Source organism: Chloroflexota bacterium (assembly GCA_011322445.1).
In the GTDB taxonomy this organism is placed as follows: domain Bacteria; phylum Chloroflexota; class Anaerolineae; order Anaerolineales; family DRMV01; genus DRMV01.
Genome location: DRMV01000012.1, coordinates 1 through 23540, shown reverse-complemented (window position 1 = coordinate 23540; position 23540 = coordinate 1). Strand labels below are relative to the sequence as shown.

21 protein-coding genes and 1 tRNA gene are annotated in these 23540 nt (G+C 63.3%); 4 read left to right on the top strand and 18 right to left on the bottom strand.

The features are described 5' to 3' along the window. The first annotated feature begins 140 nt into the window (after window positions 1-140). The gene (galE, locus tag ENJ54_02280; GenBank protein ID HFC08672.1) at window positions 141-1121 is read left to right on the top strand and encodes a UDP-glucose 4-epimerase GalE; all 981 of its coding nucleotides are present in this window, start codon (window positions 141-143) and stop codon (window positions 1119-1121) included. Between the two features lie 69 nt (window positions 1122-1190). Here the strand turns inward: galE and ENJ54_02275 are convergent, their stop codons facing one another. The 12 genes from ENJ54_02275 to ENJ54_02220 form a co-directional block, all read right to left on the bottom strand. Next, a complete protein-coding gene (locus tag ENJ54_02275) occupies window positions 1191-3611 on the bottom strand; it encodes a penicillin acylase family protein (protein ID HFC08671.1) in 2421 nt (806 codons plus the stop codon). 68 nt (window positions 3612-3679) lie between these two features. Beyond that, window positions 3680-5281: a GMC family oxidoreductase gene (locus ENJ54_02270; GenBank protein ID HFC08670.1), complete on the bottom strand. Its 1602-nt coding sequence runs from the start codon at window positions 5279-5281 to the stop codon at window positions 3680-3682. Window positions 5282-5436: 155 nt separating this feature from the next. Continuing rightward, complete coding sequence (locus tag ENJ54_02265) at window positions 5437-6213, bottom strand: RNA methyltransferase (GenBank protein ID HFC08669.1); 777 nt, start codon at window positions 6211-6213, stop codon at window positions 5437-5439. 3 nt (window positions 6214-6216) lie between these two features. Continuing rightward, window positions 6217-6786 (bottom strand): macro domain-containing protein, encoded by a 570-nt coding sequence (locus ENJ54_02260; GenBank protein ID HFC08668.1) that lies wholly within the window; start codon window positions 6784-6786, stop codon window positions 6217-6219. A gap of 201 nt (window positions 6787-6987) precedes the next feature. Then, the gene (locus ENJ54_02255; GenBank protein HFC08667.1) at window positions 6988-7839 is read right to left on the bottom strand and encodes a hypothetical protein; all 852 of its coding nucleotides are present in this window, start codon (window positions 7837-7839) and stop codon (window positions 6988-6990) included. A 12-nt stretch (window positions 7840-7851) separates the two neighbouring features. After that, entirely contained in the window at window positions 7852-8544 is a 693-nt protein-coding gene (locus tag ENJ54_02250; protein HFC08666.1) for a rhomboid family intramembrane serine protease, read from the bottom strand. Between the two features lie 69 nt (window positions 8545-8613). Next, window positions 8614-9249 carry a DUF2344 domain-containing protein gene (locus tag ENJ54_02245; protein HFC08665.1) on the bottom strand — a complete coding sequence of 212 codons (636 nt, stop codon included), beginning with the start codon at window positions 9247-9249 and terminating at the stop codon, window positions 8614-8616. 45 nt (window positions 9250-9294) lie between these two features. Next, window positions 9295-9816: a methylated-DNA--[protein]-cysteine S-methyltransferase gene (locus ENJ54_02240; GenBank protein ID HFC08664.1), complete on the bottom strand. Its 522-nt coding sequence runs from the start codon at window positions 9814-9816 to the stop codon at window positions 9295-9297. Between the two features lie 123 nt (window positions 9817-9939). After that, window positions 9940-10011 (bottom strand) — tRNA-Arg (locus tag ENJ54_02235). A 37-nt stretch (window positions 10012-10048) separates the two neighbouring features. Further along, window positions 10049-10534 (bottom strand): ATPase, encoded by a 486-nt coding sequence (locus ENJ54_02230; GenBank protein ID HFC08663.1) that lies wholly within the window; start codon window positions 10532-10534, stop codon window positions 10049-10051. Between the two features lie 126 nt (window positions 10535-10660). Next, the gene (locus tag ENJ54_02225; GenBank protein ID HFC08662.1) at window positions 10661-12088 is read right to left on the bottom strand and encodes a hypothetical protein; all 1428 of its coding nucleotides are present in this window, start codon (window positions 12086-12088) and stop codon (window positions 10661-10663) included. Between the two features lie 6 nt (window positions 12089-12094). Then, entirely contained in the window at window positions 12095-13036 is a 942-nt protein-coding gene (locus ENJ54_02220) for a hypothetical protein (protein HFC08661.1), read from the bottom strand. 81 nt (window positions 13037-13117) lie between these two features. On the opposite strand from ENJ54_02220, the gene ENJ54_02215 reads away from it, so the two are divergent. The 3 genes from ENJ54_02215 to rsmI all read left to right on the top strand — a co-directional run bounded on the left by ENJ54_02215 (window position 13118) and on the right by rsmI (window position 15907). Then, window positions 13118-13954, top strand: a complete 837-nt coding sequence (locus tag ENJ54_02215; protein ID HFC08660.1) for an SDR family NAD(P)-dependent oxidoreductase — start codon at window positions 13118-13120, stop codon at window positions 13952-13954. 150 nt (window positions 13955-14104) lie between these two features. Then, the gene (locus ENJ54_02210) at window positions 14105-15052 is read left to right on the top strand and encodes a DUF2179 domain-containing protein (GenBank protein ID HFC08659.1); all 948 of its coding nucleotides are present in this window, start codon (window positions 14105-14107) and stop codon (window positions 15050-15052) included. 15 nt (window positions 15053-15067) lie between these two features. Then, window positions 15068-15907 carry a 16S rRNA (cytidine(1402)-2'-O)-methyltransferase gene (gene rsmI / locus ENJ54_02205; GenBank protein ID HFC08658.1) on the top strand — a complete coding sequence of 280 codons (840 nt, stop codon included), beginning with the start codon at window positions 15068-15070 and terminating at the stop codon, window positions 15905-15907. Window positions 15908-16006: 99 nt separating this feature from the next. Here the strand turns inward: rsmI and recJ are convergent, their stop codons facing one another. The 6 genes from recJ to ENJ54_02175 all read right to left on the bottom strand — a co-directional run. After that, window positions 16007-17734: a single-stranded-DNA-specific exonuclease RecJ gene (gene recJ / locus ENJ54_02200; GenBank protein HFC08657.1), complete on the bottom strand. Its 1728-nt coding sequence runs from the start codon at window positions 17732-17734 to the stop codon at window positions 16007-16009. Then, complete coding sequence (locus tag ENJ54_02195; protein HFC08656.1) at window positions 17695-19026, bottom strand: hypothetical protein; 1332 nt, start codon at window positions 19024-19026, stop codon at window positions 17695-17697. Before ENJ54_02195 ends, recJ begins: the two co-directional genes overlap by 40 nt. A gap of 15 nt (window positions 19027-19041) precedes the next feature. Further along, window positions 19042-19968, bottom strand: coding sequence for a DNA adenine methylase (locus ENJ54_02190; GenBank protein HFC08655.1), 927 nt, complete (start codon window positions 19966-19968; stop codon window positions 19042-19044). Between the two features lie 101 nt (window positions 19969-20069). Next, window positions 20070-20981 (bottom strand): hypothetical protein, encoded by a 912-nt coding sequence (locus tag ENJ54_02185; GenBank protein HFC08654.1) that lies wholly within the window; start codon window positions 20979-20981, stop codon window positions 20070-20072. A 307-nt stretch (window positions 20982-21288) separates the two neighbouring features. Next, window positions 21289-22143: a hypothetical protein gene (locus ENJ54_02180; protein ID HFC08653.1), complete on the bottom strand. Its 855-nt coding sequence runs from the start codon at window positions 22141-22143 to the stop codon at window positions 21289-21291. Window positions 22144-22244: 101 nt separating this feature from the next. After that, window positions 22245-23540: hypothetical protein (locus ENJ54_02175; protein ID HFC08652.1), on the bottom strand; the 1296-nt coding region annotated here is incomplete at its 5' end.

The window sequence follows — 23540 nt, the reverse complement described above, 5'->3', positions numbered from 1 at the left end:
GCTCATCGGGGGATAGGAGAGATTGGGCTGCCTGGCAGCGTTTTGTCAGTCAATCAGCCGAGTAGAGAAGGAGCACAGAAAATCCGTGCGCCTCGGTGAAATTGGCAGATCATCCCCTGTTTTCGGAGCATCCCATGACCATGCCCTCTGTATTCGTCACCGGCGGGGCGGGCTACATTGGCTCGGCCGCTGTGGAAGCCCTGCTGAAAGCCGGTTATGCCGTCACCGTGTACGATTCCCTCGTCACCGGCCACCGTCAGGCCGTTCCGGCGGGCGCTGAATTCATCCACGCCGACCTGAGCGACGAAGAAACGCTCAGCGAAGCCCTGCACGCCCGCGATTACCTCGCGGTGCTGCACTTCGCGGCCTTCATTCAAGCCGGGGAAAGCATGGAAAAGCCCGGCATGTACTTCCGCAACAACGTTGCCAACGCCATCCGGCTGATTGACGCCGCCACGGAAGCGGGCATTCGGCGGTTCGTGTTCTCCTCCACAGCGGCGGTATATGCGCCCCGCGATGAACCGTTAGATGAAAACGCCCCCCTCGGCCCCACCAATGTGTACGGCCAGACCAAGTTGATGGTCGAGCAAATTCTGGAATGGTACCGGCGCACCCGCGGCCTGCACTATGCCGCCCTGCGCTACTTCAACGCGGCGGGCGCCCTGCCCGACCGCGGCGAAGCTCACCCCCACGAATCGCACCTCATCCCGCTGGTGCTGCAGGTAGCCCTGGGCCAGCGGGAGAAAATCTACATCTTCGGCGACGACTACCCCACCCCCGACGGCACGGCGATACGCGACTACATCCACATTGCCGACCTGGTGGCCGCTCACCTGCTGGCGCTGGATGCGCTGGCCGAGCGCGACAAACTCATCTACAACCTGGGCAACGGTGTGGGCTATTCCGTGCGGGAAGTCATCGACACCGCGCGGGAAGTCACCGGCCATCCCATTCCTGCCGAAGTGGCCCCCCGCCGCCCCGGCGACCCCTCCCGCCTGGTGGCCTCTTCCGAGCGCATCCGCCGGGAACTGGGCTGGCAGCCGCAAATCCCGGCCCTGCGCGACATCATCGCCAGCGCGTGGGCCTGGCATCAAAGCCACCCTTACGGCTACGAAGATTGAGGCACGGCCTTTTCAAAAAAAAAGCCAGAGCAATGCGCTCTGGCTTTTGCTTTTCCGGCTTTGCGGGGGCTAATGTGCAGCGCCGGCGTGGGCTTCCCCAGGGCGCAAGAGCAATGTGCCTTCGGCATGGGCTTTCACCTCCTCACGCGACCACAACATGGGATGATAGCGCCCCTCATACCACAACGGCACCATGTCGGCGTAATGGGGGCTGGCAAGCCGCCCCGACTGGCCGGGCAAGATCACCATACGGGCGTTGTCCCAATCGGTGAAGTCGAAGATCTGGCGGTGAGAGGGCACAAAGTTGAGGGTGGCGTAAGGCGTTTGGGGCAAAATGGCGGTTTGGAAGGGGGTGTCGGTGTCACCGCCAATTTCCAGAGCGGGCAGGTTGAAAATTTTATCCAACGGTGGCTGCGTGCCCAACAAATGCTCCAGCGGCAGGCGGTGGAGTTTGCCCCATCGCCAGCCTTCCGGTTGAGCGCCCAGGTTTTCCCGCAGCCATGTTACGGCCGCTTTCAAGCCACGCGTCAGCCAGGCTTCCCGTCCCCCGGCCTGCTGCACCCACCAGTTGTCGGGGGCGCGTAAAAAGCGCAGCAGCGCCACCACGTCATGACCGTAAAATTCCGAAGCATACAGCGTTAAAGGATGATAACCCTCGCCCATGATGCGATTGGCAAGGGCTTCGTCTACAACAGCCAGCAACAGATTGCGCACCAGCGTGTAGCGGGCGACTTCGTAGACGGTGCCGCCTACCGTGTCGGGCGTGAGTTGGAAATCCCATGCCCGCAGCAGGCGCAGCGCCAGGGCAGCGTCGGGGTCGTCGCTCTGGAAATCGGCCAGGGCTTCCACGAATTCCTGCCCCGGCAGGGAAGTGACGTCCACCTGCATGGCCGCGTGGTCATCGAGGGTGAGTTTATCCTTCGCCGTGAGCATTTGTTCCAGACGGCGGGCGCGGTAGCCGTTCATCCAGATATTGCCGAGGAAGTGGGGGTAATCATCGCCCACGACTTTGTTGTTGGTGTTGACCAGATAGCCACGCTGGGGGTTGAGCGTATGGGGCATTTCCTCGAAAGGCACCTCGCCCACCCATTCATATTCGCCCGTCCAGCCCGGCACCGGCACGCTGCCGTCGCCCCTGGCACGCACGGGCAGTTTGCCCGTCACCCAGCAGCCAATGTTGCCTTCCACATCGGCGTAACTGGTGCAAAGTTGCGGCGCTTCGATCCAACGCAGGGCCTCCACGAAGTCATCCCAGTTGGCGGCTTTGTTGAGCAGCCACCAGCCGCGCACCATTTCGCCCGGCTGCAGGGCCATCGAAGCCACCGTCAGCCGCTCCACAAAGTCGGCCTCGGCCCGCAGCGCCGGGCCATACGAAACCACCGGCGAAATCACCGGGCCGTGATGGGTGATCACCACCTTTTCGACCACCGGCTCGCTGCGCCCTTTGACGACAATGGGCTCCTCCACCACCTCTGCCGTGCGCCATTCGCCACGGAAGAGGTAACGCGTGGGGTCCTGCGGGTCGAAACGCTCCACAAAAAGGTCTTCGGCATCCACATAAGCCAGGGTCATGCCCCAGCCGAGGCGGGCGTTGTGCCCCACCAGCACTAACGGCACGCCGGCGATGCTCACGCCGCTTACTTCCAGCGCGTCCCCGGCCACCAGGTGGTTTTCATACCACACGCCGGGCACCCCCACCTTGAGGTGCATATCGTTGGCCAGCACCGCGCCGCCCGTGGCGCTGCGGGAAGCCGCCACGGCCCAGGTGTTGCTCCCCTGCCCGCGGGCGAGGAATGGCCCTCGCGCGTGGTGCAGGCTGCCGTCGGGGTCCAAACGGTTGAATTCAATGCCCTCCGGCAAGGTGAGCGGATTGCGCGCCGGGTAGTGGATTTCCCAATCGGCGGCGTGCTCAGCCCCCACGGTTTCGGCGAGTTCCGCCCGCACCAGTTCGCCCTGCCAGCCGTGCGAGAGTTCCCAAATCATCACCCGCACGATCGCCAGGGTGTGTTCCGGGTGCCAGTCTTCCGGCGTCAGGCGCAGCAGCGAGAAGCCCACCTCTTTGGTGTCGCCCATAGCGTGAATGAAAGCATTGACGCCGTCGGCGTAAGCCAGCAACATCCCCTGCAGGTCATCGGGGGCGCTTTCCCATTCCTGCCGGGCCAGGCGCGGGAAGCCAAAACGGCGCGCCATGCGGTCGGTATCCAACGCCATCTCGCCGAAAATCTCGCTCAGGCGGCCCAAGGCCAGCCGCCGGGCGATTTCCATTTGAAACAGCCGATCCTGAGCGTGGACATAACCCTGGGCGAAGAAAAGGTCGTGCTCGCTTTGGGCGTAAATATGCGGCACGCCCCAACGGTCGCGAATGACCTCCACGGGCGCCTGCAGCCCCTCGAGGTGCAGTTCGCCGTCGGTCATCGGCAGGCGGCGCTTGCTCATGCGGGCCAGGATGGCTTTCAAGGGTGGGGTGAGAAGGGTGTGGAGCAGGGACATGGGGGGCCTCCGGGGGTCGGGTAGTCAGATCGTCGGATAGTCGGGTAGTGAGGTGAGCGGGGAAGGGATTATTTTGGGGGAATCTGGCTCAGCACATATTCGGCCAGGGCGGTGATGGTCAGGCTGGGGTTGACGCCGGGGTTGGCGGGTACGATGCTGCCGTCCACCACATAGAGGCCGGGGTAGTGATGCACCTGGCCGTCCAGCCCTACCACGCCTTCCTGCGCGTCGCGGCCAAAGGGCACGCCCCCAAGGATGTGCGCTGTGATGGGCAGGCCGAGCAGGCTTTCGGCGGCTGAACCGGCCACCATGCCGTCAATGCGGGCTGCGAAGCGGCGGGCGGCTTCGTGGCCGCCGGGCACGCCCACCGGAATGGGGCGCAGGGGGTCGTGCTGCACTACCAGCCCGCGGCGGAAGGCATAGAGGGGATGCCGCCCGTAGCGCAGGCTGAGGCGGTTGTCGGCGGTTTGCATGACCAATAGGATGGTCGTGCGGTCGGCCCAGCCGGGCAGGATGTAGGTGCGGGCGACATGCCCGGGCGTGCGGAAGAGCGCCGCCACCGCGCCGAGCCAGCGTTTGCCGCGCGGGGTGCGCGGGTCGGGCAGGGTGGGGGCGGCAATCAGCCGCATGAGGGAAGAGCCGCGCGGGTAGCGCACCGGCTCGATGCGGGTTTCCGCATCCGCGCGGGCGATGCTGGTGATGGCAATGCCCTGGGAAAAGTCCACCTTGCGGGTGCGCGCCACCGCGCCCACCAGTTCTTCGCTGTTGGTGCGCACGTTTTCGCCCAGCCGCGGGGAAAGCCGCGGCAGGCCGCCGCTGACCTCGCGGGCGTGGAAGAGCAGTTTCAGGGTGCCCAGCACCCCCGCTGCGACCACGACATGGCGGGCGCGCACCACCGCGGCTTCCCGCGGCAGCAGCGCCGTGCTGCGCCGAAAGCGGACTTCGTAGCGGGCTTCATCGGGCTGGTCGGGCGGCAGGGCGCGCAGGTCGGTGACTTCCCGCTCGGCCAGCACCTGCACGCCGCGCTTTTCAGCCAGGTAGAGATAGTTCTTGACCAGGGTGTTTTTGGCATTGTGGCGGCAGCCGACCATGCACGCTCCGCAAAACTGGCAGCCGCGGCGGGGCGGGCCTTCGCCGCCGAAAAAGGGGTCGGGCACTTCTTCGCCTTCCGGGCCGAAAAACACGCCGACCTCGGTGGGGCGGAAGGTGTCGCCCTGGCCGAGGTCGGTCACGACGGCCTGCAGCGCATGGTCGGCGGGGGTCAGACGCGGGTTGCGGGCAACGCCCAGCATCCGGCGGGCGGTCTGATAGTGGGGGGCGAGGAGGGTTTTCCAGTCCGCGAGGTCGCGCCAGGCGGGGTTGGCAAACATATCGTCGGGTGGCACTTCCAGCACGTTGGCGTAGCCCAGACTGCCGCCGCCCACGCCCGCGCCGTGCAGCACCATCAGGCCGTTCAGCAGGCTGATTTCCAGAATGCCGAAACTGCGCAGCGGCGGCGCCCAGAGGTATTTCCAGAACTGCCAGTTGGTGGTGGCGAAATCCTGGTCGCGAAAGCGCCTGCCGCGCTCCAATACAAGCACCGAATAGCCCTTTTCGGCCAGCCGCAGCGCCGAAACGCTGCCGCCGAAGCCGCTGCCGATGACCACGAAGTCGTAGGTGGGGAGAGGCAAACAACACCTCCTTGCACGGTGCGAAAATTTTTAACCCCCTCCATCATACCATTTTTTGCCCGCAAGCAGGGGGAGGTAAGGGCGCAAAACGTCGCCAGGCCTTGCACGCGCCAAGGTCGGAGCACCAGGGCATCCACACTTTCCCCCTCAACCGCTCACCTTCGCTGCCGCACCACCTCGAACATCAAAACCGCCGCTGCCACTGCCGCATTGAGCGATTCCGCCGCGCCGGGCATGGGAATGTGCACAACCTGGGTGGCGGCTTGCCGCGCGGCTTGCCCCGCGCCGTGGGCTTCCCCGCCCACGATGAGCGCGAGGGGCTGGCGAAAGTCGGCCGTCGTGTAGGGCACCCCTTCGCCCCCCGCGGCCAGGAAGCGGGCCTTGCCTTCCAGCAGGGGAAGCAGCGCCTCCCACGGCGCGCGGCGCAGCGGCAGGTGGAAATGCGCCCCCATGCCTGCCCGCACCACTTTGGGGTTGAAGGGGTCGGCGCAATCGGGGGAAAGCAGCACGCCCTGCACCCCCGCCGCCCAGGCCGTGCGCAACATCGTGCCCACATTGCCAGGGTCGCGCACACCGTCGAGCACCAGCAGGAAATCCGCGTCATCCGGCCAGCGGGGCGGGGGCAACGGCAACACCAGCAGCACGCCCTGCGGCGTTTCGGTGGCACTGGCCGCCTGCATGACCTCTGGCGAGGCCGCAAACACCGGCACCCCCTGCTGCCGGAAGGCTTCCACCACCGCCTGCCCGCGCGCGCCGATGTCGTCGGAAAACAGCACCCACACCGGCTGCCAGCCCGCGGCCAGCGCCTCTTCGGCCAGCCGCACGCCCTCGGCCACAAACTGCCCTACCTCACGCCGCACGCGGGCGCTGCGCAGCAAGCGGCGCACATGCTGCACCTTCGGGTTCCGGCGGGAGCGAATGCGGTCGCTCATGCGTCACGCAGCGTCCCCGGCATCCCACACGGCGAGAAACGCCTCCAGCGTGGGGCGGTCGTAGAGCACCAGGCGCACATCGCGCAAGGGGCTCTGAGGATGGACAGCGAAATAATCGGCGATGGCCCGGTAGAACACCTCCGCAGCCCTCCCTTTGGGGAAACCGTAAATGCCGGTGCTGATGGCCGGGAAGGCGATGGAAGTCAAACCCAATGCTTCAGCGCGCTGCAATGCGCCTTGCACCGCAGCCCGCAGTTTGGCGTCTTCGTCATCATGACCGCCATGCCACACCGGCCCCACCGCGTGAATGATGTAACGGCAGGGCAAATTGCCGCACGAGGTGTAAGCCGGGCAGTCATGGGGCACCGGGCCGTGTTCCTGCACCCACCGCCGGGACTGCTCCCACACCACGCGGCCGCCCTTGCGGGCAATGACAGCAGCCACCCCGCCGCCGTGGGCAAGGTGGCTGTTGGCCGCGTTCACGATGGCGTCCACCGCCTGCGCGGTGATGTCGCCGTGCACCAGCCGCAGCACGCCGCCGTTGGACAACGGACGCTCACGCAGGGTTTCCATGGGTCCCTCCGGGGGAAAAGTCCGCAGATTAGCACAGATCTGCACAGATGGGGAAGATGAGCGGAAGCGGCTCTCTACGGGGCAGCACGCCGAGGCGCTCCGTAGGGCGGGACGGCGTCCCGCCCTGTTCAGCACCTGCACAATCTGCGCCCCTCCGCTGCTTTCCAGATGTAATCTGTGCTCATCGGTGAAATCTGCGGATTACTTCTTCGGCGTTCCCTCGCCGTTGCGCTTGGTCGGGCCGTAGGGTATCGGAATGTATTGCACCGAAGGGCGCCGTTGTGCCGTTTGCGGGTAGAGATTCATCAGCTTGTAAACCTCGGCGGGCATGTCGGTGGAAACCGGCAGGCCGAGTTCCTTCGCCTCTTCCACCGTGATGGGGTAATCGTGCGTCCACCGGCCGGTGGCTAAGGTTTCAGCCAGTTCCTCCGCTTTGTCGGGAGGCATCTTGCCTTCCAGAATGCGGGTCACCGTGCGTTTCACCTGCTCAATGGCCTTGCGGGAAACATCGGCCAGGATGAGAGTCTCATCGTCCACCCGATTGATGTCCTTTTGCTCCACCACCTTCAAAATGGAAGCCGCAGCATACTGCCCCAACTGTGGATCCACCGGCCCCAGCACTGCGTTCTCGTCCATCACGATCTCATCCGCCGCGAGGGAAATCAACGTACCACCCGACATGGCGTAGTGCGGCACGAACACGGTGACTTTGGCGGGATGCTTTTTGAGTGCGTAGGCAATTTGCTCCGCCGCCAGCACCAGGCCGCCAGGGGTATGCAAAATCAGGTCAATCGGCACGCTATCGTCGGTCAGTTTGATGGCGCGCAAGATCTGTTCGGAATCTTGAATATCAATGTAGCGCGCCATCGGGAAACCGAGGAACGAAAAGGTTTCCTGCCGATGGATGAGCGCAATGACGCGCGAGCCGCGCTTCTTTTCCATCTCGCGCATCATCCGAACCCGGGCGTTTTCCAGCATCCGCTGACGCAGCCACGGCTCCAGAGAAGCGATCATCAAGAAAAGCCAAAACAGATCCCAAAAACTACCACCCATCATTCACCTCCATTACCAGCGATAAAATTCATCGGCATAGCGCCGATAGTGCTTTTGTGCGAACAGGTTGGCAAAAAGGAGGCCGAACATAAACCCGCCAATGTGCGCCCACCAGGCAACGCCTCCCATCGTGTGGGCACCGTAAGGCAACAGCGCCATCCAGCCGGAATACAACTGGGTGAGGAACCAGATGCCGATGAAAATCCAGGCCGGGATTTCCACGAAAGTGATGAAAAAGAAAATCGGCACCAAAGTCAACACCCGGCCGCGGGGGTAAAACAGCATATAAGCGCCCAACACGCCGGCAATCGCACCGCTGGCCCCCACCGTGGGCACGTGACTGGTGGGCAAAATCGCCGCCTGCGTCAGCCCGGCTGCCAGCCCGCTCAGCAGGTAAAACAGCAGGTAACGGAACGACCCCATGCGGTCTTCCACGTTATCGCCAAAGATGAAAAGCACCCACATATTGCTAAGCAAATGGAACCACCCTCCGTGCAGGAACATGCTGGTAAAGAGGGTAGGCCAGGCTTCCAGAGGGTGCAGCCACAGGCGAGCAGGCACCATGCCATAGGTGTCAATGAAGCGCCGCAACGCCATTTGGCTCAGGTGGTCTTCGTGCAGGAAAACCAACACGTTGGCCGCGATGAGCAGCCAGTTCATCAGGGGGAACGAGCGCGAACGGACAGTGTCTTTGATGGGGAACATACCAGGCCTCAGAAAACTGATGGGCGGGGCGGGAGAACGCCCCCTTTCACGGGCTGCGAAGAAATTGTATCACGCTGACCGCAGGAATTGCCGGGTACGGTGAATGCGGGCTGCCCCAAGGGGAATGTCGAGCGCCGCGAGCACCTCGTCGGGGCGACCGGTGGCGCCTTCGCGCGCGCTGAGACGCATTTGCAAGCGGGGGCGGCCAGCATCATCCGGCGGCAAGATTTCCAACGCCTCAATCAACGGGCGCAGGTCGTAGGGCTTGCCGCGGCGTTCTCGCGGCAGGTGCTCGGCTTCCAGCAAACGGTGGACACGCACTGCCAGGTCGGGTACGGTTTCCAGCAGCGTGACGCGATATTCGCTTGCCACCACCTGGTTGGGCAAGGGCGGTTCCCCGGCCGGGACGGCTTCCACAGCCAGAACGCGAATACCCGGCGGCGCAGCCTGCCGCAGGGCCGCCTCGATGGTTTCCAAAGGCAGCGGCTCGGTCAGCCAGAAATCGGCCAATTCGTGTTCGCCGGTGCACCCCAACGGCAGCGCCGAGGCCAGGTGCATCTTGGGGCGGGGGTGATAGCCCTGGCTGTGCAGCAGCGGCAACCCGGCACGGCGGAAGGTGCGCTCTAAGGTGCGCTGCACGTCCAAATGGCCGGTGTAGCGCATGGCATCGGTTTTGGCGTAGGTCAGGCGGATGCGGAGGGGCATGGCAGAATACTGGGGGCAGGGCGGGATGTCGTCCTGACCTGCGAACTACGGGGTGAGGGCAAGGCTGGCGCTTTCCAATGCCAGCAGGCGGGCTTTGGTTTCGAGACCGCCCGGCCCGCTGTAACCATGCAGGCGGCCGTCAGCACTCACCACCCGGTGGCAGGGGATGACAATGGGCATGGGGTTGGAAGCCAGCGCGCGCCCCACGGCGCGAGCAGCCCCAGGCTTCCCGATGGCAGCGGCAATTTGCCCGTAGGTGCGCGTTTCGCCGTAAGGAATGGCCGCCGTGGCCTGCAGCACCTGCCGCTGGAAGGCCGACAAGGTACGCCACGCGATTTCCAGAGGGAAGACCTGCCGCTTTCCAGCAAAATATTCCCGCAGGTGCGCCAGCCACTGGGAAGCCGCGCAGCGCAGCGCCTGGGCAACCGGCGCATCGGCTTCGCCCGCCAGCCCGCCAGGGTGCGCGGGGGAAGGCCCCCAATGCACGGCCACCAGGCCCGCCGGGGAGACAGTGACCCCCAGCGTGCCCCACGAAGGGATGTCGGTAAAGGCGGTGTAAGCCGTCATGGATGCTCCAAAACCATCACTGTTGCGGGTCGGCGCGCCGAAATGCTCGCACTTCCGCTCAGGGCGCTTAGCCGAAATCCAGGTTAAACAAACAGCCCAGACGACCGCCTGGGCTGCGGGAGATGCCCCCACCGCGACTCGAACGCGGGTCTTCGGCTCCGGAGGCCGACGCTCTATCCACTGAGCTATGGGGGCGGGTAGCGGCGCACATTATACCACAACGTCCCCCTGGTCAGGCTTCCGGCGGCGCGACAGGCGGCGGTTCGGCCGCGGCCTGGGTTTGCTGCAACGCCTGAATGCCGTTCTGCACCTCGGCCATCATGCGCGCCAGGGCCATTTCCAGCTCTTGCAGTTTTTGCAGCGCGTAGTCGTCGGCTTCCCGCCGGATGGCTTCGGCGTCTTCGCGTGCCTGAGCAATGATTTCTCGCGCGCGGGCTTCGGCTTCCTGCACGATGGCATCGCGCTGGATCATTTGCTCGCGACGTTCCTGTGCCAACTGAATGGTGCGCTGGGCCTCTTCCTTCGCCTGCGCCAACACCCGTTCTTTCTGATTGAGCAACTGCCGCGCCTTGCGCACCTCGTCGGGAATGGTAATACGCATCTGGTCGATGATGTCTAACATGCGGTCTTCATCTACGATGACGTTGTGCGTGAAAGGCACAGCACGGCTTTCGTTGAAAAGTTCTTCCAAACGGTCGACCAGTTCCAGAATGTCCATAATCGGCTCCCCAAGCGGCCTGGGTAGAGGGAAAGGTTTCCTTTAGGTTACACGTACCTGCGGTTTTCGTCAAGCGCGGCGCCTCGCTATGTGCACGGTGCAATTCTTGGGCCTGAAATAGCAACTTCAGGAAGCATCCACAGCATAAGAAGGCTCATCGTGCCCCTGGTCATCGTAAATTTCATAGCGCACGTGGGGCTTCCCCTGGGCGTCAAAACGCACTTTCACAATGCCCACATTGGGGCGGGCCATGCGGAAGTGGATTTTATGCTTGATGATAGGGTAAGTGTGCACTTTGCGGGCAGCGAAGAGGGTCAACTTGTTAGTCATCTGCTCAAAAGGCGAAGAGCAAAATTCCCACACCTTGAGCGGGGGGCTGCCCTCAGGTTGCAGGGTAGCCTCGACGGCATAGGCGCTGTGCAGGTCGCCGGTGAGGAAGTAAACATGCTCGACGTGATTGGCAGCGAGCAAGTGCAACAGGCGGCGGCGCTCATCCGGGTAGCCGTTCCAGCGATCGCGGCTGAAGTCGCCCCAGAGTTCAAAAATGACCGCCACCGACGAGATAATGAACTTCACCGGGAAAGTGTCTTTGACTTCCAGCAGCCAGGTCTCCAGGGCTTCCCATTGGGCGCGGTTGAGCATCCGCTGGCCGTGGATGCGCTGGGTGCGGGTATCCATCACAAAGAAAGCCGCGGGGCCAAAGGTAAAGGTATAGGCAAAATGGCCGTCGTCGGCAGGGAGGATGAGCGGGCGGTCGTGCTTGACGCCCTCCGGGGGGTGCAACAACGGCGGGGCGTGCATCATCTGGTGTTCCCAATAGGTTTGCAGCGCCGCCTGAATGCGCCGATGGCTGAGGCGGCGGGCTTCTGGGGGCAGGCGGCGCAACCACCGCTCCACATAGTGCCAGCAGGGAATGCGCCCCTCATAGCGCTCCGGCGAAGTCCACGCCCAGTCGTCATCCACTTCGTGGTCGTCCAGGGTCATAAACACCGGCAAGTTTTGCAGCGCCTGACGCCACGCGGGGTGCTCCCAGGTGTGACGATACACCGCCCGGTAATCCTCTTCCGTGAGGGCGACTTTGTCAATGCCATTCTTCCACCAGGCATCGGCGTAAATCTGGTCGCCCAACATGAGCAAGAAACGGAGGTCCAAGCGGGGGCGCAAGGCGTCGAGCCGGCGGAAGATCTCGCCGTCGTTCAGCAAGCCAGGCATGAAACACGAGCCAAAGGCAAAAGCGAAGTCGGCAATCTCACCCGGGGGCAGCGCCGTGGTGAACGACGGGTAAGGCGCTTCGCGAGAGGAAGGCCGGTTTTCTTCCAGCGTGAGGGTGTAGTGATAAGTGGTGTTGGGTTCCAGGTGGTGGACGTGCACCCGCCCCGAAAAGCCCGAGGCGGCCACCAGCAAGGCCGCGCCGACGTGCCGCGCGTCACTCAGGTCAGGCTTCTGCCCAACCCAGGCGTGCAACATGCCGGGGCCATCGGCGCGGGCCCACAGGTTCACACTGCTGTGGCTCAGCCCACCCACCAGGGGGCCGAGAAGGATTTGACCAGCCATGAGCGGTTACACAACCCGCCAGCGAAGGTCTTCGCCCTTCAGCGCGGCCAGCACTTCGGTAGCAATATCCACCGCGACGCGCGTTTGGGCTTCTTTGGTCTGCGCGCCAATGTGGGGCGTGGCAACCACCCGCGGGTGGGAAACCAGCGGAGAAGCGCCCGGCGGCTCGGTGGCGTAGACGTCCAGCCCCGCGCCGCCAATATGCCCGCTTTCCAGGGCTTCGTAGAGCGCGGTTTCGTCAATGACGCCGCCCCGCGCCGCACAGATGATCAACGCGCCCTGCTTCATCTTGGCAAAGGCTTCCGCGTTCACCATGCCGCGCGTCTGGGGTGTGAGCGGCACGTGCAGGGTAATGACGTCGGCCTGAGCGTAAAGGTCGTCCAGTTCGGCGATGGGTTCCGCACCACGGCGGGCAATTTCTTCGGCAGGGATGAGCGGGTCGTAGCCGATGACCGACATACCGATGGCTTTAGCCAGTTCTCCCACCCGGCTGCCGATGCGGCCCATGCCCACCACACCCAGGGTTTTGCCGTGGAGTTCCGTGCCGGTCAGTTGCTTTTTACGCCACTCGCCGCGCTTCATGCTGGCATCGGCCTCAGCAAGGCGGCGCGCCAGGGCAAACATCATGCCCAACGCCAGTTCGGCCACCGCGTTGGTCGAGGCTTGCGGGGCGTTGACCACCGTCACGCCGCGGGCCTTGGCGGCTTCCAGGTCAATGTTATCGACCCCCACGCCGGCGCGCCCCACCACTTTCAGGTTAGCGGCGGCCTCCAGCACAGCAGCGGTAATTTTGGTACGGCTGCGCACAATGACGGCATCATACTCGCCGATCGTTTCCTGCAGTTCCTCGGCGCTGATGCCATTGCGGTCGGCAACTTCGGCCTCGCGGCTCAAAATCGCCTGCCCCTCGGCCTTCAGTCCGTCAGTGAGAAGGATTTTCCAGCGCATGGTGTTGACTCCTGAGGAGTGATAGAATAGCGATACGTTTATTGTACTCCATTCGCGCCTCCAGGCGTAGCGAGGTGAGCGATGAAAACATCGTTGAAAGGCAAAATTGTGTTGATTACGGGGGGCTCCAGCGGCATTGGGCTGGCATTGGCACGGCAAGTGGCGGCGGAAGGCGCGCGCGTCGCGCTGGTCGCCCGCCGGCGCGGGAAACTGGAAGCCGCGCTGGCATCGTTGCCGGGCGAAGGGCACCGCATGTACCCTTGCGACGTCGCCGATTTTGCCGCGGTGGAAGCCATGGCCGCCCAGGTGCAGGAAGACATGGGCACGCCCGACTGGCTGATCAACTCTGCCGGCGTGACCCGCCCCGGCTATTTTTGGGAACTGCCCGTTGAGGTGTTCCACGAAATGATGGAAATCAATTACTACGGCACCGTGCACGTTTGCAAGGCCTTCATCGAGCCTATGCGGGCCAGGCACAGCGGCCACATCATCAATCTTTCGTCGGTGGCGGGCTTTTTGGGCGTTTTTGGCTATTCGGCCTACGGCGCTTCGAAATTCGCGGTGTGGGGTTTTTCCGACACGTTGCGCGCCGAACTCAAGCCGGAAGGCATCTCGGTGCACGTCGTCTTCCCCCCCGACACCGATACGCCTCAACTGCACTACGAAATGCCGCTCAAGCCACCGGAAACCAAAATTCTGGCCGAAACCGGCGGGCTGCTGACCGCCGACCAGGTCGCCACCGAAACCCTCAAAGGCGTGGCGCGCGGCAAATATGCCATTTTGCCCGGCAGCGACCCGAAATGGATGTGGAAGGCCAGCCACTTCCTGGGCTGCGGCACTTACAAGATCATGGACTGGCTCATCGCGCGTGCCCGCCGGCAAATCGCCCGCCGCAGAGCCAAAGGCGAAGAGATCTAACCCCGGTCTCAAAGAGATAAGGAAACCCGCCATGGCGCCAACCACTTCCCCCGTGATTGCCGCACTGCTCATTTTCGTCATGCGGCTGGCAGGGATTACGCTGGACACCCTGCGCACGCTGCTGGTGATGCGCGGGCACAAGCTGTGGGCATGGCTGGCAGCCTTTGCACAGGCCTTCCTGTTCGTGGTAGCCCTGACGTGGGTGGTGGCGGGGACCATGCACCCGCTGGTGATTGCCGGTTACGCGTTGGGGTATGCCACCGGCGGCGTTGCGGGCATCATGGTGGAACGCAAACTCGGCCTGGGGTATGTGCATTTGCGCATCATCAGCCCGCGGCGGGGGGCAGCCATCGCCGAGCGGCTGCGCGAGGCCGGTTTTGCATTCACCGAAGTGCCCGCCTCGGGCCGAGACGGCACGGTGGATTTCATCAACTGCGGTGTGGTACAACGGCAGGTACCCAAGGTGCTGGAAATCGTGGAAACCACAGACCCGGATGCCTTTGTGACCTCAGAAGTGGTGCGCCCGATGCGGCGAGGCATCTGGCGGGCCAGCATTGGAGGGCGTTCATGAGCATTCAGCCATTGACCTGGGCTGCCCTGGCTTCGGCGGCGTTCATCTTTGCTTTACGCGTGGTAGATGTGTCTATCGCTACGGTGCGAATGCTGGCGATTATCCGCGGCCAACGGCTGTTTGCCTGGGTGCTGGGCTTCTTCCAGGCCCTGGTGTTTGTACTCGCCATCCGGCAGATTTTCGCCAACCTCAACAACGTCTGGAACATGCTGGGCTACGCCGCCGGTTTTGCCACCGGCACGGTGGTGGGCATGTGGCTGGAAGAGCGCCTCGCGATGGGATACAGCCACATGCGGGTCATCAGCCCAGGCCGGGGCACGGTGCTGGCCGAGCGGCTGCGCGAGGCCGGTTTTGCCGTGACCGAGGTGGCCGGGCGGGGACGCGACGGCACGGTCGACGTCCTCAACCTGACCGTGCCGCGCAAACGCGTGCCAGAAGTGCGCCGCCTGGTCACCGAATTTGACCCCAAGGCCTTCATCACTGTGGAAGACGTGCGCCCGCTGCGGCGGGGCTATTTCCGCGCCTGAACGCCGAAGGTGCCCATGCCCACCCTTTACCTGGTTTCCACGCCTATCGGCAATCTGGAAGACATTACCTTGCGGGCGCTGCGGGTGCTGCGCGAGGTGACGCTCATTGCTGCGGAAGACACCCGCCGCACGCAGAAACTCCTCAACCATTACGACATCCATACCCCCCTCATCAGTTACCACGAACACAACCAGCGCCGCCGCGAGCGCCGCTTGCTGGAAGCCCTGGCGCAAGGCGATGTCGCGCTGGTTTCCGACGCCGGCACGCCCCTCATCAACGACCCCGGCGCGGCCTTAGTGCAAGCCGCGCTCAAGTCAGGCCATCGGGTAATGCCGATACCCGGCCCCAGTGCGCCACTGGCCGCGCTGGTGGCTTCCGGCCTGCCCACCGAGGCATTCCTTTACCTGGGTTACCTGCCGCGCAAAAGTGCAGCCCGTCGCGCTTTCCTGCAAAGTGTGGCCGATCTTCCCTACACCCTGATTTTTCTGGAAACACCCCAACGCCTGCAAGCCGCGCTGGACGACCTGGCCGCCGTGCTCGGCCCCCAGCGCCCGCTGACCGTGGCGCGGGAACTCACCAAACAGCACGAGGACTTCCTGCGCGGCACCGCGGCCGAGGCGCAGTCCCATTTTGCCGTGCATCCCCCGCGAGGGGAGTTCGTGCTCGTGGTGGGCGGGGCCGCTACGGCTTCCCAAACATGGGGGGAAGAAGCCCTTGACGCCGCCATTGCCGCCGGTCTGAAAGCAAGGGAAAGCCCCTCCGCGCTGGCGCGCCGCCTGGCCGCCGCCAGCGGCTGGAAGCGCAGCGACGTGTACGACCGCATTTTGGCACAGAAACAACGCAAGGGGAAATAAGGCGCCACCTGCTCATAGCATTTCGCCCGTCGGCTTCAGCGCCTTACAACGCTTCCGCTCAGCCTTCCCGGACAGCCGGGCACCACACGAGAAGGCCACTCACTCCGCCGGGCGCAGGTCTTTGATGTTCAACTGGGGGCGACGCTGGCCGTTGTATTCGTTCCATTCGTAGGTGAACAAAATATCCACCGCGGGCGGCATCTTTTCCGCCCATTCCCCCTGCCGGAAGGCGATGGCTTCGTGCCGCGTGCCGCCGTCTTCCAGAATGAGTTTGAGGTGCTGGCCTTCCTTGCCCACGGTGCGGGCGCTGTGCACTTTCACCCCGCGCGCCACGAAGCGCGGCCGCGGGTTGCCATAGCCCGTGGGCTCCAGCCAGCGGAAATCGGTGAGCACCTGGGCATTGAGCTCGCGCAGGCGCACCTCGGCGTCGGCGCGCAGGGTGGGGCGCAAGTCCAGCCCGCCGAGCGCGGCCTCGGCCTGGGCATGCAGGCATTCCAGCAGCGCGGGCAGGCGGTCGTTGCGCACGGTGAAGCCTGCCGCCGCGGCGTGACCGCCGTAGTGCTCCAGCAGGTGGCCGCAGGCTTCCAGCGCGTGGGTGATGTGGAATTCGGGAATGCTGCGGCACGAGGCGCGGGTAAATTCTTCGCCGCGCTGGCCTACGATGGCCGGGCGGTAGTAGCGTTCCACTAAGCGAGAAGCCGCCAGGCCGACCACGCCCGGGTTGAAATCAGGATGCGCGGCAAAGAGCAGCAGGGGCACCTCGCCGTCACGGATAGCGAGTTCCTGGGCTTTTTCCTGCACTTCGCGGGTCTGGCGCTGGCGCTCGCGGTTTTGGGCATCCAGTTGCATGGCGAGGCGGCCGGCTTCCATGTAGTCGTCGGTGAGCAGCAGTTCCAGCGCGGCAAGGGCCGATTCAAGACGTCCAGCGGCGTTGAGCCGCGGCCCGAGCATGAAGCCGATGTGGGTGGCGGTGAGGCGCTCGGGCTTCAGCCCCGAAACCTGAATGAGGGAAAACAGCCCCTGGCGGCGAGGCTGGCGCAGGCGGTGCAGGCCTTCGCGCACGAGGTAGCGGTTTTCGCCTTTCAGGGGCGCGAGGTCGGCCACGCTGCCCAAGGCGACCAAATCCAGCGCGTCGCGCACGGTTTCGGCTTCCCGCGGGCGCAGGCGCAGGTAGAGGGCCTGCGCGATTTTGTAGGCCAGCCCCACGCCCGCGAGGAATTTTTCGGGGTAGGTGTCGTCAGCGCGTTTGGGGTTGACCACCGCGAGGGCAGGCGGCAGCTCCTCGCCGGGGATATGGTGGTCGCTGACGATGAGGTCAAGGCCGAGGTCGCGGGCGTGCTCCGCCTCGGCCACCGACCGGATGCCGCAATCCACTGTGACCACCACCCGCACGCCCTCCGCGTGCAGGGTGTCTAAGGCCCCGAAGTTCAGCCCATAGCCCTCATCGAAGCGGTTGGGGATGTAGGGGCGGACGGTGGCGCCGAGGCGGCGCAGGGTCTGGGTGAGCAGGGCGGTGGCGGTGACGCCATCCACGTCGTAATCGCCGTAAACCGCGATGGGCTCGCCGCGCCGCACCGCGGCCGCGAGGCGGTCTACGGTAGCGTCCATGTCGCGGATGGCGAAGGGGTTTTGCGTGCCTTCGGGAGGGCGGGCTTCCAGGAAGGCGCGCGCGTCGTCGTAAGTGCGGAAGCCGCGCTGATAGAGCACCTGCCGCAAAATGGGCGGAAAGCGGCGCAGGGCTTCTTCGGCCTCCGGCGGGGCTGGGGGAGCGATGTGCCAGTGGGTTTTCATGGTGTTCGCACCCACGCGGCAAGGATTTGGAGCCATCCGGCGACGGTGCTCGCCCGACGCGGAATGGTGCTTTGGGAGAGCGCTTTGATCTGCTTGCTCTCAATGGCTTGAACAATCCATTGTTCAATTTGCCCCTTTGTGGGCAATTTGGCAGTGGTTGCCCACCACTGCAGCGCCTCGTGGAAAACCGGGCGCTGTGCCAGCCGTTGCAAAATCAGCCTTGGCCTTTCGTTGAGGGCAGAGGCCAAAAGCCTCTTGCCATCCTTGCTGATTACGAAAGCGTTTCCCCGTTTTCCCAGCCAGCCAAGCCATCGCGCTGCCGAGGCATAATAGTTTCCCTGACGCAGGGTAAACTCTTGGTGTTCGGCAATCTCGTTTGCAGTGAGCGCACCTTTGCGTTTGATTTCCTCCAAAATATCGTACAGCCGCAGGAACGAGTCGGCCTGAGGAAACGGAACATTCCGAACATTTGCCGGTGTGTGAGTTTGCACTATTTCTCTAATGTAGGCTAAGGTTAGCGGCGGTGCACCAAGCACATACCATCCTGCGCGCACAACATAAAGCGAGTTGAGCACATCCTCTTTTTCTACGGTGAATTCGTAGAGAAAATAATTGTGCGCGGTGTAAACCATGTAAATGGGACGGACGGTTTTAGTGGTATTTCGCCCGCGTAGATAATCTTTCCAAAATAGGTAGGGAAACATTACCTGTCGCAAGTTGAAAGTTTTGTGGGCTTTGTTTTTGGCTTCCAGAAGGTACACATGGCGGGGAGACTCGTAGCCCCCGTCCACCTCTATTTGGAAACCGTGCGCTTTCAAAGGAAACTCGGTCACCCTGCCTTTGAGTGAGAAACGCAGAGGCAAGGATTTCTGAAACCACCTTCGCCCCCGTATAGTGAGCACAAGTCTTTCGTCGCCCACAAAATTCTGTAAAATGTGTGCCGCCAGTGCGGCATCAATGGCTTGAGACTCGCTGGTGAAATGTTCCTCCCACGGCAGGGTCACGATACGCCGAGCGCAATTTTCAATGTGTATATGCGTCGGCCTGCCAATCACAGGCGGCAGTTTCGGAAAAAGAGGTTTGCCTTTGTTCCCTAAGCGGAGGATGGCATACTCTTCATTAGTCAGCGAAAGCAGCGCCGCGTCGTTTTTGCGGAACACTTCGGGAAGCGCCTCATAGGCATCGGTTTTTGCTAAAAGCCGTGGTTCTTTGTGATACTTTTTGCGGATGACCTCTGTCGTGATCGTTGCCCAGCCTTGCTTCTCCAGCGTTTGTGGAATGTGCTCCCCCTCAAAAATGGCTTCCCATGCTTTGTCGCGTTGGGTCATTGCGATGCTCCTGTTTCAGTAATTGCGCACGAGAATTTCATTGACCGGGCCCCGTTTGTCGCCTTTGCTGTTGATATTGCGGCGAGCCTGCACGGTGAATACAGCAAAGCCCGTGTAGAGCGCTCGCACCCACGGCAAATCGCTGTTGGAAAGCAAAAACATGACGCCGCGGCGGTCTAACTCGCGGCATACGCTCGCCAGATGCCGTTGTTCTGCCTCTCCAAAACCGCCTGAAGTGTAGGTGGTGAAGGATGCCGTCGCTGATACAGGCGCATAGGGAGGGTCAAAATAGACAAAATCGCCGCTTTGGGCGTTGTCCAACACAATTTCAAACGATGTAGCTTTCAGAAAAACGGCAAACCTTTGCAAAACGGCCGCGGCATCGCGCAACAATTGTGGGCGGTAAAGCGCGGGGCGTTTGTATCCACCCCACGGTACATTGAACAAGCCTTGCCGGTTGATGCGATAAAGACCGTTGAAGGCGGTTTTGTTGAGGAAATAAAACCTAACTGCCCGCCGCAAGGGGGACCATTTTTTGAATTCCGGGCTGCGGTCGGCGTTGCGCCATTCGTAATACAATTTCTCGCGTTCTGCTTCGCCAAGACGGAGGTAAGTTCCGTGCAATGCCTGCACTTCCTTGAGTAAATCATCCACTTGATCGCGAAGCACAATGTAAAAATTGATGAGTTCTTCGTTGAGATCAGAGAGAAAAGCCTTAACGCCACGCTGCGGGGATAGGTAAAAAAATACAGCTCCTCCCCCGAGAAACGGCTCATGGTAACGCCCAAACACCGCGGGAAAATGCTCTCGCATTTGCGGGAGCAAAGCCGCTTTTCCCCCGGCCCACTTCAACGGCGGTGGCACCGGTGAAAGTGTCCTCTTAGTGATTGCAGGGAGATATGGAGCCAATGGCTCTTTGGATGAAGGCGTGCTTTTGGGCATGGAAAGGCCTTTTGCAAAACGAGGTGCCACGATTATAACATTCCCAAACACAAACAGGCGACGATGCAGCCGTCGCCTGTTTGTTGGAATGTTGTGCATCCTCACCGCTGCCACGGACAGGGCGTCTGGTTGTAGGCCCCGGGCCCCTGGTCGGGCACGGGTTTGAAGCAGACCACCTCTACCATAACTTCCACATGGTCGCGGTTTTCCGGTGAAGGGTTGGTATCCACCTTAAAGGTGTGGCGGTAAGCGCCCGGGCCGGCGTTATCGGCCTCGGTGAGGGTGGTGGTGTAATCGGTCGGGTCGCCGGAAATGGCCGCGCCCCAGCCGTAGAGCAGGTTGCTCAGTTCCCAGGAGAAGTCGGCCCGGCCACACGCGCCGGTCATCTGCTCCTGCGGCGTCGTGTCAAACGAGAAGGTGATGACGAACTGGCCGTTTTCGTAGGTCGCCATGGGGAGCGCAGCAAACTTATTCCCCCGAATTTCAGCGTGGCATTCGTCATCACCGGCGTAGTCGGTGATGGCGGCGTCCTGGTAGTAGCCGTTGGGCTTGAAGTCGTCGGGGTTGTAGCCGTGGGCGGTGAGCACATCGGGGTTGTTGGTCAACACCCAGCGGTTTTCGCCATCGGGGATGATGAGCACCAGGTTGATGCTGGCGGCTTCTAAGCGCATGCCCCACCAGTTGGCACCGTTGGTGCAGTGGGAACTCTTCCAGGGGGCAATGCCGCAGGAGCCGAAGCCGGGATCGCGGTTGAGCAGGATGTGGGCGTCAATGGCGCCTACCATGATTTCGCCCTGGGCGGCGGGGGCCTCTTCCTGGGGCGGTTGCACCTGGAAGGTGCCCTGGGCGCGCCGCGGCGGGCGCTGGGGCGGGGGCGTGCCCGCGGGAGGCTGGCCGGGGCGGCGGGGCGGGGGTGTGGCAGCGGGGCTACTGCTCAGGCCGGGCAGGGAACAGGCCATGACCGTCAGCAGCAAGGTGGCCAGCAAGAGGAAAAGCCAGGGAAAGCGTTTCATGGTTCACCTCCGGGGGTTTAGATGGGTGGGTTGTCGAACCTGTGGGTGTTGTGGCAGCGTGCGCGGCGTGCTCGTGGTCGGCCTGCCGCCCGGCGGCATCCGAGGGAGGGGTGAAGGCTTCGCTGCTTGATCTCCCCAACCCCCGCCCTGGCAGCGGTGCGCTGCCAGGGCTGCCCTCTTCCCCTCTTAGTAAGAGGGGAAGGGGGCAAGGAGCCGAGCGGTAGCGAGGCTCCGTGGGGGGAGGGGAGATCTGAGCCATTGCCGAGACAATAGTAGGGGCACAGCGCCGCTGCGCCCCTACCCCTGCTTAATGACGGCTTTCCAGAAAAGCAGCCAAATCACAGGCCAAGGTCAAGAGGAAGTGCAAAGTGGCGCAATCCTGCACCACACCTGTCCACTGAAGTTTGAGCGCCGTGTCGTCGCTCGTCAGCCAGAGGTAGGGCAGGGCAGCTTTCAGGCGGGTTAGCAGGTCGGGGCGGGTTTCCAGCGCGGCGGCCAGGGAGGGCGGCAGGCGCTTCTGCCCGCGCACGATGGTCATGGCCGGGAGCGAGGGCACATCTGCAGCGATGGTGATGCAGGTGGTGTCTGTGTCGCGTGGCCCAAAGCAGCGATAGCCGCGCCGCCACCGTCGGCGCTGGATGCCCGCAAAAACCTCCCGGCCGCGGAAAGTGCCCGTCATGGTGGGGACGTAGGTAGTGGGGTCAAAGGCATAGGTCAGCCCTAAGCAGGCAGCGAGGGCTTCCCAGGCGGCTTTTTCGCTGGCAAAGCGGCGCACGGCCCACACCGCCACTCCCGCAAAAGCACCGGCTACCAGCACCGACCACATCGCGATGACAAAGGTAGGGGACTCGGCGAAGAGCAGGGAAAGCCCGGCCATGCCCAGCACCACGAGGAAGGCCAGCATGGCCAGCGCTTTGGGGCGCGCGAAACGGGCAAGAGCCTGGGCGGCGTTGTAAGAGAGGCCGGAGCGACGGGCATGGGCTTCCACTGCGGCGGTCACCCGCCGGTAAGTGGCGACATCCTCTCCCAGCGAGGCTGCTACTATCCCCAGCAGACCTGTTGCCAGCGAGCCAAGCACCCACGCGGCGGGCTGGTCGGTAAAGGCCAGCCCCAGGCCGAAGAAAACGAGGAGCGTTGCAAGAAATCGTATGAGGCGGAACATAGCAGGTTCGTTTGCAGCATGTGGGGCGACAGTGCTGCCTTTGGAGTGCGATGCCCTGGCACCGCTTTCCAAAGCGGCGACATGTCGCCGCGCTCCAAAACCTACGGCTTCAACAACACGGGAATATCGCTGAGGGGAATCTGCTGCCCTGGGCTGACGGCTTGCCAGGCGAAGTTGCCGTCCCCGTTGGGCACGACCGAGGTCATTTGCGCCAGGCCCGCGGGCACGGTGAACGTGCCCTGCCCCCAAACCACAACCTTCACCGCGCCGGCGCGGGTGGTGATGCGGTAGACGTTGCTGCCCCGTGCGCCCACCTGGAGGGCTTCCACCTTTTGGAAGGGCACCAGTTCCGTGGTCAGCAGGCGGAAGGTGTAGAGGGCGGGCTTGGGGCTGCCGTCGGCTTCCCGCAGGCCGTATTCGCGCCAAACGTTTTCAGGCTCGTCGGGTGAGCCGATGTAGGTGTGCCAGAGCGCCACCTGGTCGCCCGCGCCCCAGGCGGCCACTAAGCGGCGGAAGACGTCGGCGGCCTGCTCTTCAGGGCTGTTGGGGTAATCGGTGCGCTCGGTCAGCGTGGGGCTGGAGGTGGTGCCGGTTTCCGTGACCCACACGGGCTTGTCGGCGATGCCGTGGGCCCGCAGGAAGGCATCCAGGTTGGCGCGCAGTTTGGGGTAGCGCACCCAGGGGCCGTAGTAGTGATAGTTGACGATGTCGAACCAGTCGGTGCCGCCGCCCTCAATCACCCCGGCAAACCAGTTGTTGATGTTGTAGTCGCTCAGGCCGATCATGCCGGGCATGAGGATGACCGCGTCGGGGTCGCGTTCCCGAATGTATTGCGCCACCTGGGCGAGGAAGCGCCCCTGCTCCTGGGGCGAGAAGCCGTCGGGGGGCACGCACCTGGGCAGGGTGTCCACTTCGCGGTCGTTGTCCGGGTCGGCAGCCCGCCAGTGTTCCATTTCGTTGCCGATTTCCCAGTATTTCACATGGGGGCCGTAGCGGGCGAGGATGTGGTCGAGGTAGTCTTTGGCTTCGGGGCCGAGGGTCTTCTGGAAGTCAGCGGGGTCGGTGCACCAGGGCGGCGTGCCGGAGGCGTAGGAGTAGTCGAACACGGTGGCGATGAAGGGCTGGGGGGAGTTGAAAATGATGCTGTCGGCGACTTCAAAGTGCCACTGGTCGTTTTGGGGTTCGATGTTGCGCCAGGTGAGTTCGGCTTTGACCAGGTGGCGGTACATCTGGACGCCCAGGTCGTCAAAGTCGGCGAAAATGGTTTCGGGCTTGAAGGGGTCGTCGCCGCCGAAGTAGAAGCGGATGAAACTCACGCCCACCTGGAAATCATCCTGGCCGAGGTAGGTGGGGGTGGGGGGCAGGGAAGCCCACGGGGTGAGTTCCTGCGGCGGTTG

Bases quoted from the DNA above. Each gene is read 5' to 3' on its own strand.
- ENJ54_02195 (HFC08656.1), bottom strand. From the start codon at position 19,026: ATGACCCAACGCGACAAAGCATGGGAAGCCATTTTTGAGGGGGAGCAC.
- ENJ54_02250 (HFC08666.1), bottom strand. From the start codon at position 8,544: ATGTTCCCCATCAAAGACACTGTCCGTTCGCGCTCGTTCCCCCTGATG.
- ENJ54_02255 (HFC08667.1), bottom strand. From the start codon at position 7,839: ATGGGTGGTAGTTTTTGGGATCTGTTTTGGCTTTTCTTGATGATCGCT.
- galE (HFC08672.1), top strand. From the start codon at position 141: ATGCCCTCTGTATTCGTCACCGGCGGGGCGGGCTACATTGGCTCGGCC.
- ENJ54_02275 (HFC08671.1), bottom strand. From the start codon at position 3,611: ATGTCCCTGCTCCACACCCTTCTCACCCCACCCTTGAAAGCCATCCTG.
- ENJ54_02190 (HFC08655.1), bottom strand. From the start codon at position 19,968: ATGCCCAAAAGCACGCCTTCATCCAAAGAGCCATTGGCTCCATATCTC.
- ENJ54_02215 (HFC08660.1), top strand. From the start codon at position 13,118: ATGAAAACATCGTTGAAAGGCAAAATTGTGTTGATTACGGGGGGCTCC.
- rsmI (HFC08658.1), top strand. From the start codon at position 15,068: ATGCCCACCCTTTACCTGGTTTCCACGCCTATCGGCAATCTGGAAGAC.
- ENJ54_02225 (HFC08662.1), bottom strand. From the start codon at position 12,088: ATGGCTGGTCAAATCCTTCTCGGCCCCCTGGTGGGTGGGCTGAGCCAC.
- recJ (HFC08657.1), bottom strand. From the start codon at position 17,734: ATGGCTCCAAATCCTTGCCGCGTGGGTGCGAACACCATGAAAACCCAC.
- ENJ54_02245 (HFC08665.1), bottom strand. From the start codon at position 9,249: ATGCCCCTCCGCATCCGCCTGACCTACGCCAAAACCGATGCCATGCGC.
- ENJ54_02210 (HFC08659.1), top strand. From the start codon at position 14,105: ATGGCTGGCAGCCTTTGCACAGGCCTTCCTGTTCGTGGTAGCCCTGAC.
- ENJ54_02230 (HFC08663.1), bottom strand. From the start codon at position 10,534: ATGGACATTCTGGAACTGGTCGACCGTTTGGAAGAACTTTTCAACGAA.
- ENJ54_02180 (HFC08653.1), bottom strand. From the start codon at position 22,143: ATGTTCCGCCTCATACGATTTCTTGCAACGCTCCTCGTTTTCTTCGGC.
- ENJ54_02220 (HFC08661.1), bottom strand. From the start codon at position 13,036: ATGCGCTGGAAAATCCTTCTCACTGACGGACTGAAGGCCGAGGGGCAG.
- ENJ54_02240 (HFC08664.1), bottom strand. From the start codon at position 9,816: ATGACGGCTTACACCGCCTTTACCGACATCCCTTCGTGGGGCACGCTG.
- ENJ54_02260 (HFC08668.1), bottom strand. From the start codon at position 6,786: ATGGAAACCCTGCGTGAGCGTCCGTTGTCCAACGGCGGCGTGCTGCGG.
- ENJ54_02265 (HFC08669.1), bottom strand. From the start codon at position 6,213: ATGAGCGACCGCATTCGCTCCCGCCGGAACCCGAAGGTGCAGCATGTG.
- ENJ54_02185 (HFC08654.1), bottom strand. From the start codon at position 20,981: ATGAAACGCTTTCCCTGGCTTTTCCTCTTGCTGGCCACCTTGCTGCTG.